11 protein-coding genes are annotated in these 18,378 nt (G+C 54.9%); 7 read left to right on the top strand and 4 right to left on the bottom strand.

Annotated features, from left to right (window positions below):
* The first annotated feature begins 18 nt into the window (after positions 1 to 18).
* The 5 genes from KF752_01735 (at position 19) to KF752_01715 (ending at position 8,269) form a co-directional block, all read left to right on the top strand.
* A complete protein-coding gene (locus tag KF752_01735) occupies positions 19 to 294 on the top strand; it encodes a hypothetical protein (GenBank protein ID MBX3420255.1) in 276 nt (91 codons plus the stop codon).
* A gap of 917 nt (positions 295 to 1,211) precedes the next feature.
* Entirely contained in the window at positions 1,212 to 1,448 is a 237-nt protein-coding gene (locus KF752_01730; GenBank protein ID MBX3420254.1) for a transposase, read from the top strand.
* 1,253 nt (positions 1,449 to 2,701) lie between these two features.
* On the top strand, positions 2,702 to 3,709 hold the full coding sequence (locus tag KF752_01725; GenBank protein ID MBX3420253.1) for a calcium/sodium antiporter: 1,008 nt from the start codon (positions 2,702 to 2,704) through the stop codon (positions 3,707 to 3,709).
* Positions 3,710 to 4,450: 741 nt separating this feature from the next.
* A complete protein-coding gene (locus tag KF752_01720) occupies positions 4,451 to 6,874 on the top strand; it encodes a DUF1592 domain-containing protein (GenBank protein MBX3420252.1) in 2,424 nt (807 codons plus the stop codon).
* Between the two features lie 66 nt (positions 6,875 to 6,940).
* Entirely contained in the window at positions 6,941 to 8,269 is a 1,329-nt protein-coding gene (locus tag KF752_01715; protein MBX3420251.1) for a DUF1552 domain-containing protein, read from the top strand.
* A 131-nt stretch (positions 8,270 to 8,400) separates the two neighbouring features.
* Here KF752_01715 and KF752_01710 read toward each other — a convergent pair whose 3' ends face one another.
* Entirely contained in the window at positions 8,401 to 8,916 is a 516-nt protein-coding gene (locus KF752_01710) for an adenine phosphoribosyltransferase (GenBank protein MBX3420250.1), read from the bottom strand.
* Positions 8,917 to 8,987: 71 nt separating this feature from the next.
* Positions 8,988 to 9,458 (bottom strand): hypothetical protein, encoded by a 471-nt coding sequence (locus KF752_01705; GenBank protein ID MBX3420249.1) that lies wholly within the window; start codon positions 9,456 to 9,458, stop codon positions 8,988 to 8,990.
* A 315-nt stretch (positions 9,459 to 9,773) separates the two neighbouring features.
* Here KF752_01705 and KF752_01700 point away from each other — a divergent pair, with 315 nt between their 5' ends.
* The gene (locus KF752_01700) at positions 9,774 to 11,780 is read left to right on the top strand and encodes a cytochrome C (GenBank protein MBX3420248.1); all 2,007 of its coding nucleotides are present in this window, start codon (positions 9,774 to 9,776) and stop codon (positions 11,778 to 11,780) included.
* A 90-nt stretch (positions 11,781 to 11,870) separates the two neighbouring features.
* Complete coding sequence (locus KF752_01695; GenBank protein MBX3420247.1) at positions 11,871 to 14,204, top strand: hypothetical protein; 2,334 nt, start codon at positions 11,871 to 11,873, stop codon at positions 14,202 to 14,204.
* 249 nt (positions 14,205 to 14,453) lie between these two features.
* Here KF752_01695 and cls read toward each other — a convergent pair whose 3' ends face one another.
* Positions 14,454 to 15,938 (bottom strand): cardiolipin synthase, encoded by a 1,485-nt coding sequence (cls, locus tag KF752_01690; GenBank protein MBX3420246.1) that lies wholly within the window; start codon positions 15,936 to 15,938, stop codon positions 14,454 to 14,456.
* Between the two features lie 2 nt (positions 15,939 to 15,940).
* Positions 15,941 to 18,316: a DUF11 domain-containing protein gene (locus KF752_01685; protein ID MBX3420245.1), complete on the bottom strand. Its 2,376-nt coding sequence runs from the start codon at positions 18,314 to 18,316 to the stop codon at positions 15,941 to 15,943.
* Positions 18,317 to 18,378: the final 62 nt, after the last annotated feature.

The raw sequence follows: 18,378 nt of genomic DNA, 5'->3' as shown, positions 1-18,378 counted from the left end.
AGTAGCTGGTGGACGCGGATGCTCGATGGCGTGCAGCTTGCGCTGGACGTCGGCGGCTTTGCCCCTGGCCTTGGCATAATATTCGACCTAGCCAACGCGGGCATCTCGCTGGGTCGCGGTAATTATGAAGATGCAATTACAAACCTGATCGCCACGATCCCGGGCTTTGGAGATTCAGTTAAAATTGTGAAAATGGCTGCCGCCACCGGCCGCCCAGCGGTCGCCGCTGCTGCAGCGCTTAGCAAGTTGAACAAGACTGCACAGTCCCCACTCTGGTCTTCGAAAAAGAATTGACCGGCGTTCAAAATGCTTACGAGCATTTCTTAAAGCATGGCAAGGAATTTCCGGAATTCTACAATGCTATGCAGTACGCAAGGGGAGCGCGAGAGTTTGCGACCAATCCACCTGCTGGAATACTGACTAGAGCAGACCTCGAATTGATGTAGCGTCGGATGTAGCGGATTTGCTTTAATACATTTTGCCCAAGGAGGTGGCCAAATGCGTGCTTATTCGATGGATTTGAGAATTCGTGTACTCAAGGCCTGTGATTCAGGGTTAGGAACATTGGAAGTTGCCGGGAATTGTTTGACGTGTCGACCGCTTGGATTCGAAGGCTCAAGCAACGCCGTCTGAAACAGGTCAAATCGGTGCTCGTGAGCAAAGGCACGGCCCGCTTCCCAAACTACACGGACACGAAGAGGAGCTCGTGAGAATTGTCGAGGAACAGCCGGATCGAACGGCCAAAAATCGCGGCATTACTTCCGCTTTGCATCTCGCATCAAACCGTCGACCGCTTTGTTCGTCGTTTGAACTATCGATTTAAAAAGACATTGACGGCGGCCGAGCAGCAGCGGCCTGATGTAGCAGAGAAGCGGCTGCGACGATGGCGTCGTTCGGTCTCCCACCTGGACGCAAGGCGATTTGTCTTTCTGGATGAGACTTGGGCAAAAACAAATGTCACGCTTGCGAGGTAGGAGCCCTCCCGGGCAAGCGAATCATCGAAATGATCCCCACGGCCATTGAAGAACCGGTATATTGATGGGACTACAGTCGAAGGAATCGTATCTCCATTGGTCATTGATGGGCCGGTGAACGGTTCGGTCTTTTTCTGGCTTGGATAAAACAGCAGTTCTGCAAAGAGGCTTCGCTATAAAAGACATTGTCGTCATGGACAATCTCTCGGCACTTTAAAGTCGCCGAGTCGTCAAGCCATCGAGTCGGTTGGCGCCGAGGTTCGCTACCTTCCCCCATACTCGCCCGACCTGAACCCGATCGAAAATCTCTACAGTAAACTAAAGTGGCTGATTCGAAGCGAGGCGACCCGGACCGTCCAAGCCCTCTGGAACGCAGTTGGCAAACTGGTCGACCGATTCCATCCGAAGGAATGCCTCAACTACATTATCCATGCCGGATATCGCCTGAAGAATACAGCCGCTACAACTACTTGAGGTCTGCTCTAGGTGTCCTGGGTAGTCTGGCGCGATGTTGATTTTTTGGTAGACCATAGGCATGCGCGACGTGATTTTCTCTGCGAAGGCCGTGGAAGCTGTGTCGCTGCTTGGTCTACTGGAGAGCCGATCATGCCCACTGCAAAAGCGGTTCGAGTCGGACTGGTCAGTCACTACATTCGAGAGCTTGTGCGATCCGAGGTACACCAAGAACCGCAAACGCAAATTGACTGATCTGATCGTGATCTGCATTTGCGCGATTATCCACGGCCAGCACATAATTAGGTCCTTGGCGGACAATATCTTAATTACTTGCCGGCCGTGAGGTGGTCCACACGGCGTGTCATCGGTTCGCGATTTCAGTCGTCACCAAGCTCCTGGTTGATGACGCAATTTCCCGGGGGGGCGACTGGGGACACAGCAATCTGTCGGGGGACAGGTGGATTGCGAGAGTGATTTGGGGGCCGCGGAGAGCCTGGGACACGGCTCAACAGCTTGCGAGAAGCGGGCGGTGGTCATTTCGAGCTTCCTACCTCTGCCTAAATTCCCTTGGCTACGCGCCTGAACGCTTTTTGCCTCAGCAGACCTCCGTGTTGCCAGGCGACGGTTGTTCAGCGGATGCGCCTGCGGCTGTGCAATAGCTGGAAGCCGAACGAACCGCTGAGCGAGTCTGCGGGATTCAATGCCGCCGGTTTATCCGGCGGATGCTTCCGCTTCCAGCTACACCAGCGACTCCACCCCAGCTTCTCCCCAGAAGAAAAGCCGCAGAAGTGGACGCGAATCGCTTGCTGAAGCTTCGCCAGGCTCGCCATCATCGCAAGGAAATGAACCTAAAACTGAGACAGAAAACCTTACCTTTCGATGCTGGGGAAAACGTCGCTTAATCTAAACGACGAAATGTGCCACTTCCCGATGAAACAAATCAACTCGGCATCGCTTGGGACTCAAAGCGCCGAGAGGCTGGGGTTGGCTCACCAATCCCAATAAAGCCCTCTACAACCGAGAGTATAATTACTCGACAGGGGCGAATCGTTCCTCTAGTGGCTTGACGACTGCGGCGGGCGATTCGACGGCTGGCGAGTATGTCCGACGTGGGTTATTGGATCGGCATTCAAGCCTGACAACGCGTTATGCCCTGGTTTTGCTGACGCTGTTGACCAAGACGGTGCTTGCAACTTTACGCTTTTGCGTGAGTCCATTAAGATCTTGGTGTGTTGTGATGGGTAATCGTATCGGGATCTCACAATGAGAAGATGCTAAGCGTGCCGACGCAGGACGTTCTGACGTTATTGATTGGTCTGTTGATACTCTCCCTAGGGGCAGAAGGCCTAGTACGCGGCGCCTCGAAATTGGCGGCGGCGTTTGGCGTAAGCCCGCTGGTCATCGGGTTGACGATCGTTGCCTATGGTACCAGCATGCCTGAGTTGGTGGTGAGCGTGCGTTCGGGGATGGTGGGACAGGACGATATCGCTGTCGCAAACATCGTAGGCAGCAACATTTTCAATGTTTTGTTCATATTGGGTATTTGTGCCTGTATTCTGCCGCTGAAGGTATCGGCTCAGTTGATTCGACTGGACGTACCGATAATGATCGCGGTTTCTATCTTGATGTGGCTTCTATCTTTGGATGGCAGGCTGCAATGGTTGGATGGACTGCTGCTTACGGCCTTGATTATTGCTTACACGATCTGGTCGATTCAGAAAAGTCGCAAGGAAACCCGTGAGATACAACGGGAATTCGAACAGGAGTATGCCATCAAACCGCAAGAGAAAGCGGCTAGTTCCCTGCTAATGTCAGTCGGCTTTGTGCTCGGAGGCCTAGTATTGTTGATTTTCGGCGGAAAGTGGTTTATTCAAGGTTCGGTGGGATTGGCAGAGTATTTTGGGTTGAGCAATACCGTCATTGGATTGACCATTGTCGCGGCAGGTACTTCGATGCCAGAGGTCGCAACCTCTGTAGTTGCCACGATTCGCGGCGAGCGGGACATTGCGATAGGAAATGTGGTAGGCAGCAACATCTACAATATTCTGGCGATCCTTGGTATTGCCAGTCTTGTGACCAGCGGCGGTTTGGAGGTGAACCCTGGTATGCTCGCAATTGACATACCCGTCATGACCTTGGTCGCCATCCTGTGCTTGCCGATCTTTTTTACTGGTAAGACGATTGCCCGCTGGGAAGGGCTTCTTTTCTTCATTGGCTACGTGGCCTACACCGCGTATCTAGTGACCAATGCCCTACCGCCGGGAACACCCGGCGGCTGAGACTACTTGTTCGCTGCGGCGGTTATCGCACTCAGGTAGTCGACTGACGGGCAACAAAGCCAATGAACTCTCCTAACTGTCGGGCTGTATTTTGAAGGCACTTCGCCATCCCTTCCTGTCATCGGTGAGTTCAATCGGCTCGCCTTCAATCTCAAAGAATTGTTGTAACGACTTGTTAAGGCACTGTACGGTGCCTCCCATGAATGGCACTGTCAGAGGTCGGCGTAGACGCACGGCCAGCAAATAATTAGGTCTAGGGCGGACAATAACTTAATTGCGAGCTGGCCGTGGGGCTGTTCACATGGCGTGTCGTCGCATCGCGATTTCAGTCGTCACCGAGCTGCTGGCAGATGACGCAATTTCCCGCGAAGCTTTCAATTTCCCGCGAAGCTTTGCTTGGCCCATGCCTGATGTTGGGCCGTCCCGCACCCTCGGCCGCTGGACAAGCGGAGCTTGGAATGCCTTGCGTCTCAGGCCGCAGCCCGGGAGACTGAATTATGGCAGCAGCCTGAGTCGCAGAATTTCAGTGGGAGTTCCGGGCAGCGGACTTTGCCCCGTCCGGATCGAAGAACGCCGGTTATAATGGGGGACGTTAGCGAGCCATCGCGGGCGGCCAGGAATTCGCACCCGGAGCGTGCGAGCTGCTTTCTCTGCGGTTGGCCCAAGATGATGCCATTTATAGTGGGTAATTCGCCGCCGATTACTGGACACACTTAATAAATCTGCAAACCATTTCAACTGATGAAACGATTTGTCATTGCTGTTTGCTTGGCGGGGATGAGCCAAACCCCATGGCTGCTACCGCTGGCTGGGGCGCAGTCGCAACTGGATGCGCAGTCAGCGCCCGTAACGCAGGCGAAGGGCCAACCAGATACGCTTGACCGTCTGGAGACGGTCGCTACCAAGCTTGTGGCGGCCCCATCAACGGCCACGACCTGGGAGGGTGATGTGCGGCCGTTTCTGAAAATGTATTGCCTCGAATGCCATAGCGGCGACAGTCCCGAGGCTGGAGTCGATTTGGGTTTATATGAATCAGACGCAACCCTACCAGAGGAGCGCTCGCGATGGAATCAGATTCGCGGTTTGATCGCCATAGGTGCGATGCCTCCCGTGGAGCATGATCCGCAGCCAACCGCTGAGCAACGGGCGATGATTGCTCAATGGATTCATGGCCGCGTGAATACGGTGGATTGTGATCAAATTCACGATCCTGGCCAAGTCACTGTGCGCCGACTGAACAATACCGAATACGACAATTCCGTTCGCGACCTGTTGGGAATTGACTTTCAGCCATCGGTGTTAGCGGGCTTTCCATCGGATGAAGTGGGCGATGGCTTTGACAATCAAGGCAGCGTGTTGTCGCTGTCGCAAATTCACTTAGAAAAATACCTGCAGGCGGCTACGCTGATTGCCGAGCGAGCCCTGGCGGCGCCCGAATCGTTTGCCAGTCGCTCGACGGAAGTCCCGACCTTGTTCCTGGGTGATCGACAGTCGATAACGTTTATGTGTGCTGAAGGTGAGTACGAAATCAAGCCTAGAATGCAGTTTTCCGTGCCCGGCGGCCCGTCGGTGCAAGTGGCGTTGTTCGTCGACGATCAACCATTGGAGACTTTTACCGTTACCAATCTTCGCCAATCGCAGTCGGCGACGACAATTCTCACGGCCGGTATGCATCGTTTCACATTGCAATTCGTGAGCGATGGTCAAGAGGAGAAGAAGCGTCCAGACCGGCGGGTCGAGGTCCAAAATATTTCGCTCAAAGGTCCACCGTTGGTGACCGAAGCGTATTCGCGTTTGTTGGCGGTTCGACCGAACGCTCAATTGCCGCCACTGGAGGCAGCACAAGCCAATCTGGAGCCGATTATCCGCCGTGCCTATCGCCGTCGGCCCGCGATAGAAGAGGTGCAGCGTGTTGTTAACGTGGTTCAGATGGCGTTGGACAAAGAAATGACCTTCGAGCAGGCTGTTGGCCATGGGCTACGGGCCATTTTGATGTCACCGCATTTTCTGTTTCGCGTCGAAACACTATCCAGTGGCGCCGGGTTGGATGATTATGCGCTGGCCAGCCGCCTGAGTTATTTCTTGTGGGCTAGCATGCCCGATGATCGGCTGTTAGAAGTGGCCGAACAGGGAGTACTGAGTCAGCCAGACGTACTGGCCGAGCAGGTCCGACGGATGTTGCAAGACCCGCGCGCAGCGGCACTGGTCAAGCGATTTTTCGGCCAGTATTTAGGACTCGAGAACTTGCGCGATGCGGCGCCCAATTCAGGTCTGTTTCCGCAGTGGAATGAGCGCATGCGACAAGCCATCGTGCGCGAAACAGAGATGTTCTGTCAGGAAATCGTGGATCGCGATTTGCCAGTCGAAGCGCTGATGACCGGCGATTTTACGTTTGTGAATCCCCGTTTGGCAGAATTGTATGGAGTGGCGTTTGAAGGTCGTGACCCGGCTGAATTGTTTGCCGAAGGGCCGGGGATTTATCGCGGATCCAAACGCGAGCGGGATCACGATTATCTTCATGAGGACCGGTGGGTCCGTATTGGACTGCCGGCCAATCGCAGCGGCGTGCTGACTCATGCTTCGGTATTGACTGTGACCTCCAACTCCACTGCAACCAGTCCGGTAAAGCGTGGCAAGTGGATCATGGAAACAATACTGGGCGATCCGCCACCCCCAGCACCGCCCAATGTGCCTGCGTTTGAGGAAACTCAAAAAGAGCACAGACAATTGACACTCAGGGAACAATTGGCCATTCATCGAGCCAACCCCAGTTGTGCTAGTTGCCACGACGTGATGGACCCGCTGGGCCTGGGTTTTGAGAATTTCGACGCTATCGGACGCTGGCGAGATACAGATGCAGGCTTACCCGTGGATAGCAGCGGGCAATTGGCCGATGGTCGCGAGTTTAGCGGCCCGATCGCCCTGATTGAATTATTGCGTGACAAAAGCTCGCAATTCTATCGTTTTTTTGGGGAAAAGCTATTAACGTATGCACTGGGGCGGAGTCTGGAGCCGTATGATAATTGTGCAGTCGACGACATTCTGGAGGCAGCACGGCAGAACGACTATCGTTTCAGCAGTTTTGTAGCCGCCATTGTAACCAGCGAACCGTTTACCAAGCGGCGAACTGAACCCCAGGCCAGCGACATCGGCTTGCTGGACTAGGCACCTTAGTGTGCCATTTGTATCGAACATCAGAAACCGTTCAGTTTTGACTCATGGAGTTCCCACATGCCACGAGCACAACTTTCCCGCCGCACTCTCTTGCGTGGTACCGGAGCGGCGCTGGCACTGCCGTGGTTGGAAGCCATGTTGCCCAAGCACAGCGCTTTTGCAGCGGCACCTCAGGTCAAGCAGCCAGTTCGACTGGCCTGGGTATTCTTTCCCAACGGTACGCATCCCGATGCGTGGCAACCCAAAACTCCTGGTCGGGATTGGGAGATCACTCCATCGCTTGAACCATTGCGCCACCTGAAGGATCAGTTGACGGTTTTGAGTGGATTGGCCCAGGTCAACGCGCGAGCTCTGGGAGATGGTCCTGGTGATCACGCACGCAGTGCAGCCGCCTTCTTGACTGGAGCGCATCCTGTGAAAACTGGCGGTGCCAAAATTCGCGCCGGGCGCAGTGCTGATCAAATTGCTGCGGACGGCTATGGACGCGACTGTCGCTTGCCTTCGATCGAATTGGGCACGGAAGCTGGCAAGGCGGCTGGAGCTTGTGACAGCGGCTATGCCTGTGCTTACTCGAATAACATTTCGTGGCGCTCGGCTTCACAACCCATGGCCAAGGAGATTAATCCTCGACTGGCCTTCGATCGACTGTTCGGGACTGGTGGACCAAGCAAGTCAACGGATGAACTGTTATTGCAGCGCTCCATTCTGGACTTGGTAGCCGACGATGCGCGGCAACTGAAATCTCGCATGGGGGAAACCGATCGTCAAAAGTTGGATGAGTATTTCAGTAGTGTGCGCGACGTTGAAAAGCGTATTGAACGGCTGTCGGAACCGGTCCAGCACGATATCTCTGGCCACCGACCAGTTGAACAGCCTGAGGATATCGGCCAGCGGATGCGGTTGATGTACGATGTGATAGCTTTGGGATTCAAGACCGATACGACGCGCATCGCCACGTTCATGTTAGGCAATGAAGGCAGCAACGGAATTTATCCGATGATTGGTATCAACGAGGGTCACCATCATTTGTCACACCATCAAAACGACTCTGAGAAGATTGCCAAGATCGCTCTGATTGACAAGTTTTTTATCGAGCAATTTGCGTACTTCGTCAATCAATTGAAAGAAACCAACGACGGCCAGCACAGTCTGCTGGATAACTGCCTGATTGTCTATGGTGGAGCCATTCGCGACGGAAATCGTCACGATCATCATGACTTGCCGATCCTACTGGCCGGTAGCGGTGGAGGCTACGTGACTCCCGGTAGCCACTTGCAGTACCCCAGCGAAACGCCGCTTAACAACCTGTACTTGACCATGCTGGATGCGGTTGGAGTGCGGGTTGATCAATTTGGTGATAGCAGCGGTAAGCTGGAGTTGGCTTAGGCCCGGCTGGCACTCACGCCGTGGATCGATTTGTAGCTGCGGTCGCCAGACTGTGGGAATGTCGCTGCGGTCGTCAGCCTGTGGATGGGTACAGCCTTCCACGCTCCGGCGGGCGTCGCTACGAAGAGTTGCTAATACGTCAGCAAGCTGAAGACCGGGTGTGGATTCAGGCGCCGCTGGCCCTCCAAAAAGGCCAAGTGAATACAAAAGGCGCATTCGACGACTTCGATCGAAAAGTGCGATAGCAGCCTGAGGCAGGCTTGGATTGTGCCGCCTGTTGCCAGAAGATCATCTACAATTAGCACACGCCAGCCTGACTCAAGTGAGTCACGGTGAATCTCTAGCGTATCGCTGCCATATTCCAGGTCATAACCGTGGCTGAGTGTGTGATAGGGCAGTTTCCCAGGCTTGCGAATTGGTACAAAGCGAGCACCGAGCTGAATGGCCAAAGGTGCTCCGAAAATGAAGCCTCGAGATTCGACAGCCACTACGGCGTCAATGTGCTGCGAGATGTATCGCTGTACCAACTGATCGATGGCCCAGCGAAAGGCATCCGGCTGCGACAGCAGCGGAGTGATGTCCCGAAATAGGATGCCTGGCTTGGGAAAATCCGGAACATCTCGCACGAAAGCTTTGAGGTCTACCATGGCAAATCCGCTGCTGGTTCACTGGTGAAGATAGTCCACTAGCGTACCAAAAGCGGTGGCCTGCGGGCAGCTCACTTGAAACTGTTGACGACGCTGTGGACGCCTTTCTTGACTTTGGGAGCGGTCCCCAAGCCGTCGCCCAAGCCTGGCAAAGCCAAGCAGGCGGCAATGATGGCCAAAATCACGCAGGCTGTAAAGCGAGGGTCCGCGTATGAGTTGGCTTGCGGACGTAGCAGCGTCATCCATGCCGAAGGTTTTGTTTCCTGCGTCAGCTCTTTGACTCGCGTTAGATACGCGCTGTCCCCCCGCATGTTGGCGAGACCAGAAAATTCCACCTGCCAGCGTTCGGAATTGTAATGCACCTCGAGTCGCTTGGCTCGCGAAAGCGAATTTATTTTGCGCCGTGTCAGTTGTACGTGAAAGTCTTCGCGTGATACGTCGACAACTTGGCATGCCATCTGTCGGCGACCCATTTTGATAATTGCAGAGGCGTTTTCCGGCGCTACCTGACATCGGAAAGGGAGACTGCGATCTTTATTCATGCTGGGCTCCGTGGCTCAAATCAATTATTGTAGCTGTGTCCGCCCGACTGTAGGCATTGCCGGGCATTGCTAGCGCTAGCAATGCACCACCAGAAGTCTAAGTCACATTCTGAGCAGTTGGCTGGCTGGCGATGCACATCTGAAAGCGACTTGAGACTGACTTTAATGGTTGAACTGGTCAGTACCTAGATACTGACTGTTCTCAAAATCGCAATTGCATCAATTCTGCCGCGCAACATTCCGATAGTTACGATTACGTGCCGTCAGCGAGCAGTTGCGCGAATCTAGTAATGCCAGCATTAAGTAAGTGATCGGATGATTGGAAACGGGCTAGCAAATGCGGACGCGAAGAGCAATGGATCAGCGCTGTATGCCTGCGCGCTAGTCTGGTACTGGTTGTTGACGGTCGAGGTGGCGCACGCCCAGCAGCCGGTGCTGTATCCCGATTTGCGAGCTTTGCCGACACCCGTCCAGACGCAAGGGTCAGGTACGCTCCATCGCGCACAGCCACTGACTTTAGCACGCCCTGTGAGTACCAGTGAACGGCTCGCAGGGTCACCTACCGCTGCGGATGAAGCACTCACTGAACTGGAAAACATGGGGCCCGAAACCGGTGGTGTACGTTCGCAGCATACTGCCGAATTACCACTCCGCAATGGTGTTCCTGACGGGCGAGACCCGCATATCGATGTTTTCCTGGAGAACCTCTACCCATCAGCGCTGACCTGCGCGAAATGCCATCCGCGTGTCTATGAAGAATGGCGGACCAGCGCACATGCCTATGCTGGGATTTCGCCCATGTTTCACAAGTTCGAAATGGCGCTAACGCAATTGAGTACTGGCACGTTGGGCACCTTTTGCATGCGTTGTCATGCTCCGGTCGCCATGCACGTCTGTTTTCCTCGCGAGAGTTCGGTAGTTGACTACGAACACGTGCTGCGCGAAGGCGTCACCTGTGTGGTCTGTCACCGAGTCCGTGAGGCCTACAATCGGCACAATGGTGAACGACGAATTGAGCCGGGCAGCATTTTCGACCCGGTGTACGGTGCTAGCTACGGCGAAGGTTTGATAAAGGCGCTGTCGGAGAAGGAAAAATACAAGATCAAGACCGATCCCAATGACAAAGGAACTGGCCAGCAGATTCACTTGGACGCTATCCGCTTCGATCAACTGAGTGATTCATCCTACTGCGCCTCGTGTCATCAGGTAGCCGTCCATCCAGGCATCGCACTGGAGGTCGTTTGGGCTCAGTATCGGGCTGGTCCGGCATGTAAAAAAGGCGTTAGCTGCCAAGACTGCCACATGGGACTGGTCCCTGGTAAACCCGCTGGTTATGCAGTAGCGCACGTCGCGGAGATCGGTGGTAAGCCAGTCAACGAGCCACGCAAACATGCCAATCATATGTTTTGGGGGCCGATCACACCCATCAGCCATCCCGGTCTTTTTCCGCACAACGAACAATCGCTGCGTTGGTCAGTCGACGATTGGCTGAGTTTCGATTGGCGGGCCGGTTGGGGAACGGATGGATTCGAACAGCAACCCTATTCCAGACAGATTGACTACCCCCAACCGTGGCGTTCAAGCGACGAGCGGCGTGATGCGCGGAAGGTCGTTGATAACAATCTGCAATTACTGCAAATCAAACGCCAATCGTCGGTGGCCGTCATGGAGGCTGGCTCGCAAGTCGATGGGCCGTTCTTCAAGCATCCACCGAGGCTAGGCAAGGACCTGGATTTTCATTTTGTAGTACATAACACTAGCGAAGGTCACAATATGCCCAGCGGCTCGTTGGGCGCTCAACCGCAATTGTGGCTGAACGTGGCCATCATCAGTCCATCCGGTTGCCGTGTCTGGGAATCGGGATATCTGGATAGCCAAGGTGACCTGTGTAACAACCATTCGTCTGATGTGGTTCAGGGGCGCATTCCTGCGGACAAACAACTATTCAACCTGCAGACGCAGTTTCTGATTACTGGAGTCAAAGGCACCGATCGAGAGATGTATTTGCCAATCAACGTGGACATTGATCAATTGCCGTTCTTGCGCCCTGGAGCCCAACCCATCAGCGTGCTGAACCATCCTCCCTTGATTCGCATGGAAGCGCATTCAATTCCCCCGCTGGGCAACAAGATCGCTCGCTATCGTGTCCCCAGTCATTTATTGAGCGAGCCTGGTACGTATCGCCTTAGTGTGCGATTGCGCAGCCGTATGGAGCCCATCTACTTTATGCGGTTTGTCAATGCGACAGCCGAAATGGAACAGCGCATGATTGAGAACACGCTCGACATTCATCCCTATTCGGTGAATTTCCAGTTGCAGTAGTTGACTGAGACTGAGTGATGGGCGATGTCGCGTCGGCAGTGGTCGCTGACCGCTCGAATTGGTCAAACAATTTTTGTTGGTTATTCAACCATGAAGTCAGTGGGAATCACTATCGCAAACGCTGTGCTACTAGCCTGCCCAGCGTTCTGCTCGATTCCATTATTTGGACAGACAGGAATCACGAATGCGACTACGCACGCACGACCAGTTAGTAAGTTAACGGACTTGCCACCCGCCACGGCTCCTACAATTACTGCCCGGCGCCAAGTTGTGGACCTGCGGTATTCCGCAGGTCGACCGCCAGCCACCGTCGATTCACCCTCCATTCAATCACCTTCCAGCGCTGCCTCATCCGCTCGGCTAACAGCCACAACAACTGATCGCACTCAGCCCCAAAGGCAAGTTCTGGCCGCTGCAGATGGAACGGCCAATCCGCCCGGCTCTCCGGCATGGGTAGATGCAGCGATTCCTGCTCCGTACTTCGATCAAGCGCAGATACTACCCAACCAACAACTGGTTAACCCAGCGTTACCCGATTTGCATCCGCCAGCAGCTCCTGCAACTTCGCCGACTGCTGCCAGTGCTGCTGGCCAGACATCGTCTGTGGAGTCTTCGATTGTGGCTCCTCACGCTGTAAGCCCGACCGACGAAAATCCAGCCAGTGGACAGCCTGTCTCAAGTGGGGCCGTTTCAAAAACAGAGGCATCGACTCCCAACCGACCCAATGGAGCCGTTGCGCCAGACGCTGCTATACCCGATTGGGTGAAGATTGAGGCTGGCACTAACCTGCAAGTCTACGATACAACACCCAAGAGCCTGATTATTGAAGTTCCGCAGGCTGGACCGGTACATGGGGACGCGCCTCAAGTACCCACATTGCCCGATGATGACTGGCGGCCTCAATTCCCGCAGTCGAGCCCGACTATGGGTGTGGAGGCGGGGGGCAATGACCCAACTGCATCACAGAACAAGCGACGGATTGTTCCCGAATTCAATCTGCCAGAATATCATCCTGCACACATCGACTCCACGACGCAAAAGGTTGAGTATTCACCGACAGACTTTGGCCCGGAGGGTGGGCCAGCTGGCAACACGTTCGACCCTGAGGCGGCAGCGCATGTTTATCGCGGCAAATTCTCGGTTCCCGTGCAGCGTCCGTTGATCGAACTATGGCGTCCGCTGTACACCGGAGGAATTTATCCTCCGGCCAAGAATTGGTTGGGTGTTTCCAATCCCATGAAGCCGCACTTCTTGGTGTACGGCGATGCGCGCACCGCCATCGGGGTCAACAATAATGCTGCCGGACAGTCCCATGTGTGGGGTAATGTGCTGAATTTGGATATGGATTTACAGCTGACCTCTACCGAGCGAATTCACGCCTTTGTATCACCACTGAATCGCGCCACGTTGCCCACGGGTTTGGCGTTCAACGATCCTGTCGACCTGCTGGATGGCACGAATTTCAATTTCAACACGCTGTTCTTTGAAGGCGATGCCGGAGCGCTGTTGGGCGGTGCTCGCGGTATCTACCCACCATTTGACCTGCCGTTCACGTTTGGATTGATCCCCTTGGTCTATCAAAATGGCATTTGGGCCAACGATGCGATGCTGGGTGCAGCTGTGGCACTGCCCGCGCGCCATAGCCGCCGGCTAAAGTGGTCCAACTACGACGCGACCTTCTTTTGCGCTTTCGACAATGTCACGACCGATGCGTTTGCCACGCAAGATAGTTCGGCAGACGTATTTGGAAGCGCTTGGTTCATCGATGCCTATGAAGGCTACATTGAAGCCAACTACGCGTTTGTTAGCGATGACTCGGGTCGAATAGGCATCGACGGCGATCACAGCTACCACAACATCTCGCTGGCATTTACTCGTCGCTACCTGTCGCGACTGTCCAATTCTGTCCGCTTCATTCTCAATACCGGACAGGAACAATTGGCCAAACAAGATCGGACCGCCGATGGCCACTTGCTACTGATCGAAAATTCTCTCGTTTCAGCATATCCCAATACGATTGTTCCTTATCTAAATCTGTTTTATGGACAAGGTCGGCCGCAGAGCCTGGCCCGTGCCGGCATAGCCGGTGGGATTCTAACCAATACCGGCCTCAACTTCGAGACCGACGGAATCACCGGCTACCCGACGCTTGATGCCACGGGTAACAACACCTTTGGCTTTGCATCTGGAGTTAACTTATTAGGCTCACAGTTTTCACATCAATTGGTGTTGGAGTTCGCTATGCTGCAAGCCTTCGGTCCTGCGCTGTTGCGCAGTGCGCCGGGGGATCAATATGCTTTAGGGGTGCGCTATCAGAAGCCGCTCAGCCACAACCTGATCTTCCGCACTGATCATATGGGCGGCATTCGCGAGAACGCCTCCAATCTCTTTGGCTCGCGATTTGAGCTGCGTTGGAAGTTCTAGAAGACTTAGGCTGAAATAGCCCAAACCTATAACACTGCAGTGATCCGACTGAAGGTACAGGCAAAGGCCTAGTGCATCCAGTCGCCGAGCGCCAGCACTTGCAGGCCAAGCGTCGAGTCAGGAGACGCATCGGTTGGAGTTTCAAGGCGCGTTTTGCCTGGTAGGCATCAGTGCCCATGCCGTCGCTGGATTGACCGACAGCGTCTTAGCCGCATGCTGGGCCGCTTCTGCGATTCCCAGTAAGCGATCCTACAACAGTGGGCTTAGGAGTTGTGCGACGTTTTCGATGAATCGCGATATGACTGGCCGTTGCTTCCATTGCTGAGCGTCTAACCATTGTGATTGGCGTAAGTACGACTCTTGCAGTTGGCGAAGTTGCACAGTGAACTGCGGATCGTAGACGGCCAGCGTAACTTCAAAATTCAGACGCAAACTGCGGGGATCCATGTTCAGCGTTCCGAACAGACTGGTTTGACGATCGATACTGACGCTCTTGGTGTGCAATAGTCCACCGGTGAACAAGGCCATTTGCACTCCGGCATCTAACAGTTCTCCGGCAAAGGCGCGACTGGCATGGCGTACCAGCAACGAATCGACTTGAGCAGGAATAATTACAATTACGCGCACACCACGGCGTGCGGCAGAGGCCAGGGCCATCGACAGTGCTTCGCTGGGGACAAAATAGGGCGAGGTAATGACTAACTCCTCGCGGGCCATGTAGATGGCGGTGATTAGAATCTGCTCGATGGCTTCTACCGAAAACGCGGGGCCACTAGGTAGGACTTGGACGATGCTGTTTCCACACCGAACCAAGGGTTGGTCGCCTGTCAGATCGGGTAATTGCTCACTGGTCGAGCCACTTTCGATTTGCCAATCGGTTTGGAAGGTCACGGCCAGAGCCTCCACCGCCGGGCCTTGCACGCGCGCCATGGCATCGATCCACTGCCCCACGCCGGCTTCACGTTTGAAGTAGCGCGGATCGACCATGTTTAGACTGCCGGTCCAAGCCAGGCGATCGTCGATTAACACGATCTTGCGGTGCATCCGCAAATCATAGCGGACAAACGGCAGTCGCCACAAACGACTGGGCAGCGCTTCCAGCACCTGCGCCCCGGCGGCTCGCAGTCGCTTCACTTCCTGACTATGCAGGAAGGACCAACTACCGAGCGAGTCCACCAGGATACGACAGGTAACTCCGCGCGCACAGGCGCGCTCAATGGCAGCTACGATGTCGGATGTTCTGCCAGCCGCATGCCAGATGTAAAACTGGAAATCGCAATTGATCTTGGCCACGTCGATGTCCGCTACCAAACCATCAAAAACCTTCTGCCAATCGTCAATCAGCTCCAGTTCATTGCCTGGCAGGGCTGGTACTTGGAGCGCGCTGCGGCCGGCTCGAGCCAGTTGCTCACATTCGGGCCGTAATTGATGCCAAGCAATGTCATGTCCGTGGGGATCGAGCTGATTGAGTCGAGTGGCGACAACGGTTGACAGACGCTGGATACGTTTGGCGCGCGCGGAACCCAAACGCAGCTCACCGACTAGCAGGTACATCACCCAACCGACCACAGGAAGGCCCAAGACCAACATGATCCAGGCCAGAGTTTCGCCGACAGCTCGGCGACTCATGATGACGCGCACGGCTACGACGACTTGACTTAGAAAAACTGCGACGACACCGACGACAGACCAGAGCTCGAAAACGCTGATCGCCCGCACCCATTCAGTCATCATTCTCAGTTCTGATCGTTGTAGACCAAAGTGCCTTCCTCTTTCACCACCGCCACTGGCCAGTTTTCGCTGGTCAACTGCGAGCGAACAACTTGGTTACCAGCTCGATTGTGCTGCACTTGAAAACGGAAGGTCTTGACATCGCGATTGCGCATTTCAGCAACCGGAGCGAAGGTGATGCGATTGGGTTCAACGCGATACTCAACGGGTGCATCAACTTGCAACAATTTAGTGCCCTCGGGCAGTTGCACCTGCAATTGTACATTCTTATCCGGTTGATTGCCAATGTTTGTAACTTGAACGGCGTAAGTAGTCGTAGCACCAACTTCGACTGTACCATTATCCTGACCGATGGTGAAGGATAGTTCGGCCAGCCCTGAAACCGTGACCTGAGCCTTGGCTTCGGCGGAGATATTCAGGTCGCCCGTGGCATTGAAGCGTACAACTTGCTGCCCCAGTTGTACTGGCAATACGGTCAAGGTAAATGGTGCGGCTTGGCCGGCGTCTAACTCCGCCAGGCCCAACGTGATGGAATGCGATTGAGGATGGTAGCTGGCTTGCGGAATATCGACGGAGACAAACTTCAATCCCACCGGCAGATGAACCACGAAATCTAGATTGCGCGCTATGGCTGTTCCGGTGTTGGTCACGACAACCTGGTAATTGGCTTGACGCTCCAGATACCGTAACGCTGGACCTGCGATGGTGGCAGCCAATTGTGGCGCGCGAACGTCGACGGTCAGCGAATGATCAGCCTGTACGCCGTCGTCGTTGACGGCTCGGACGACAAACGGGGCCTGGCCCGGCTGCACTGCCGCTACCGAGAGTGTCATGCGCCGCGTTTCATTGGGGCGTAAGTCGCCAACAACAGCTTCCAATTGTGCCTCGCCGCTTTCGTGTCGCAATTGTCCTGGTACATCGGCCTCCATGCGAATGCCCCGAGCCACGCCGGTGCCCATGTTGCGTAGTAAAACGACGACTTGTTGTGACTGCCCGATGATCACTGGACCAATCGACTCAATCTGTAATTCCAATTTGGGCGCTGTGACGACGGTGCGCACCGAAGCTTGAGCCGCAAAGTGCACAGAAGCCACGCTGCCGACTTCGCCTTCAATTTCAGGTACAATTTGCAAGTTGATGGTTCGTTCATCACCTGAGGCCATTTCGCCTAACTGCCATACCAACGTGCCATCGGGCGTCGGACTGACCGGTGGACTGGATTCAATCAACCGTGCCCCACGCGGCACGCGATCCACCACGGTGACTTCATGCGCCGTGGCATTGCCTGCGTTGCGAACAGTAATGACCAGTGAGGCTCGCTTGCCGACTTGTGTTTCTTCCGGCGCTCGTTTTTGAATCTGCATGACAGGATTCTGTGAGCCATCCAAGTAGCGGTTGCCAGGCTGATTGCTGATCAGCGACCCGCGTGGAACCGGTGACACAGAGGAAGTTTCGAAGCCACCGTCTGAATAATTGCGACTTGGTTGATTGAGGGATGAGCCGGGCTGAGCAGTGGATAACGCAGATGGCAATTGACCAGGCTGTTGCGATACTGGTTGCATGGCAGGTTGAGTGTAAGATTGCCCGAACCCTTGAGTGGTAGGCTGGGCAGCCGCCGGCGTCAGCGTGGATGGTGGCATTGATAACTGCGTTGGTGAGGGTCCGGTCGCAGTCGAGTTGCCGTTGTTGCCTAGCCAGCCGGGTGCATCGTTGCTTCCGCGTAAATCGGTGCGGGGCATCGAGGGACGCTGGACATCCGAAGAAAATGCTGGCGGTGCGTCGACAGAATTGGGCAGTGGCATCAGACCTGTAGAATGCGGCGGTGGACTTGCAGGCTGAGGACTACTGAGCATGGCCGACGGTTGCGAGCCGATTAGCGGTAAACTAGCCGGACGCTCGGCCAACAGATTGCTGGTTGCCGAGGGTGGCAGTGGCAGTACCGAGTTTTCGCCTCCCACGGGCAGCACATCACTGTCTGTGAATGAATAGTCAGAGTCAATGTCAGCGTCGACGTCAATGTCAGCTTCGACTAGCTCCGTAGCTGAGGACAATGAGTCGAATTCGGGCAGACGCTCGATGGCAGCAGGGCTGGTCGAGTAACGCTGGGCTGGTGGCAGTGGTGCTTCGTTCTGGGTTGGAAACTGTTGGTCTACAGCTGGGTATTGATTGTTGGCGCGTACCGTCGTGGGCCTGGTTAGCGCCGTCGAATCGGTGTCCAGTGCCAGTGGCGTCGTGGTGGTCTGAATGACGCTACTGGGCAGAGACGCATCTTCTTTGCCAAGGTCGCGCTGTCGAGCGTCGTGATGAGCCAACACGATGGCAAACGCCGACATCAGTAGTACCGCTGCGGCTGTGGCCAGCCGAGTCGAGGTCTTTTTCATTGGACGACATCCCTGCCGACGTTTTAACACGGAAACCAATTGAGGCTTGTCTGCCATAGAAA

Source organism: Pirellulaceae bacterium (assembly GCA_019636385.1).
GTDB lineage: Bacteria > Planctomycetota > Planctomycetia > Pirellulales > Pirellulaceae > Aureliella.
Note: the sequence above shows the minus strand (reverse complement) of the source record. Positions and strands in the feature narration are given on the sequence as shown.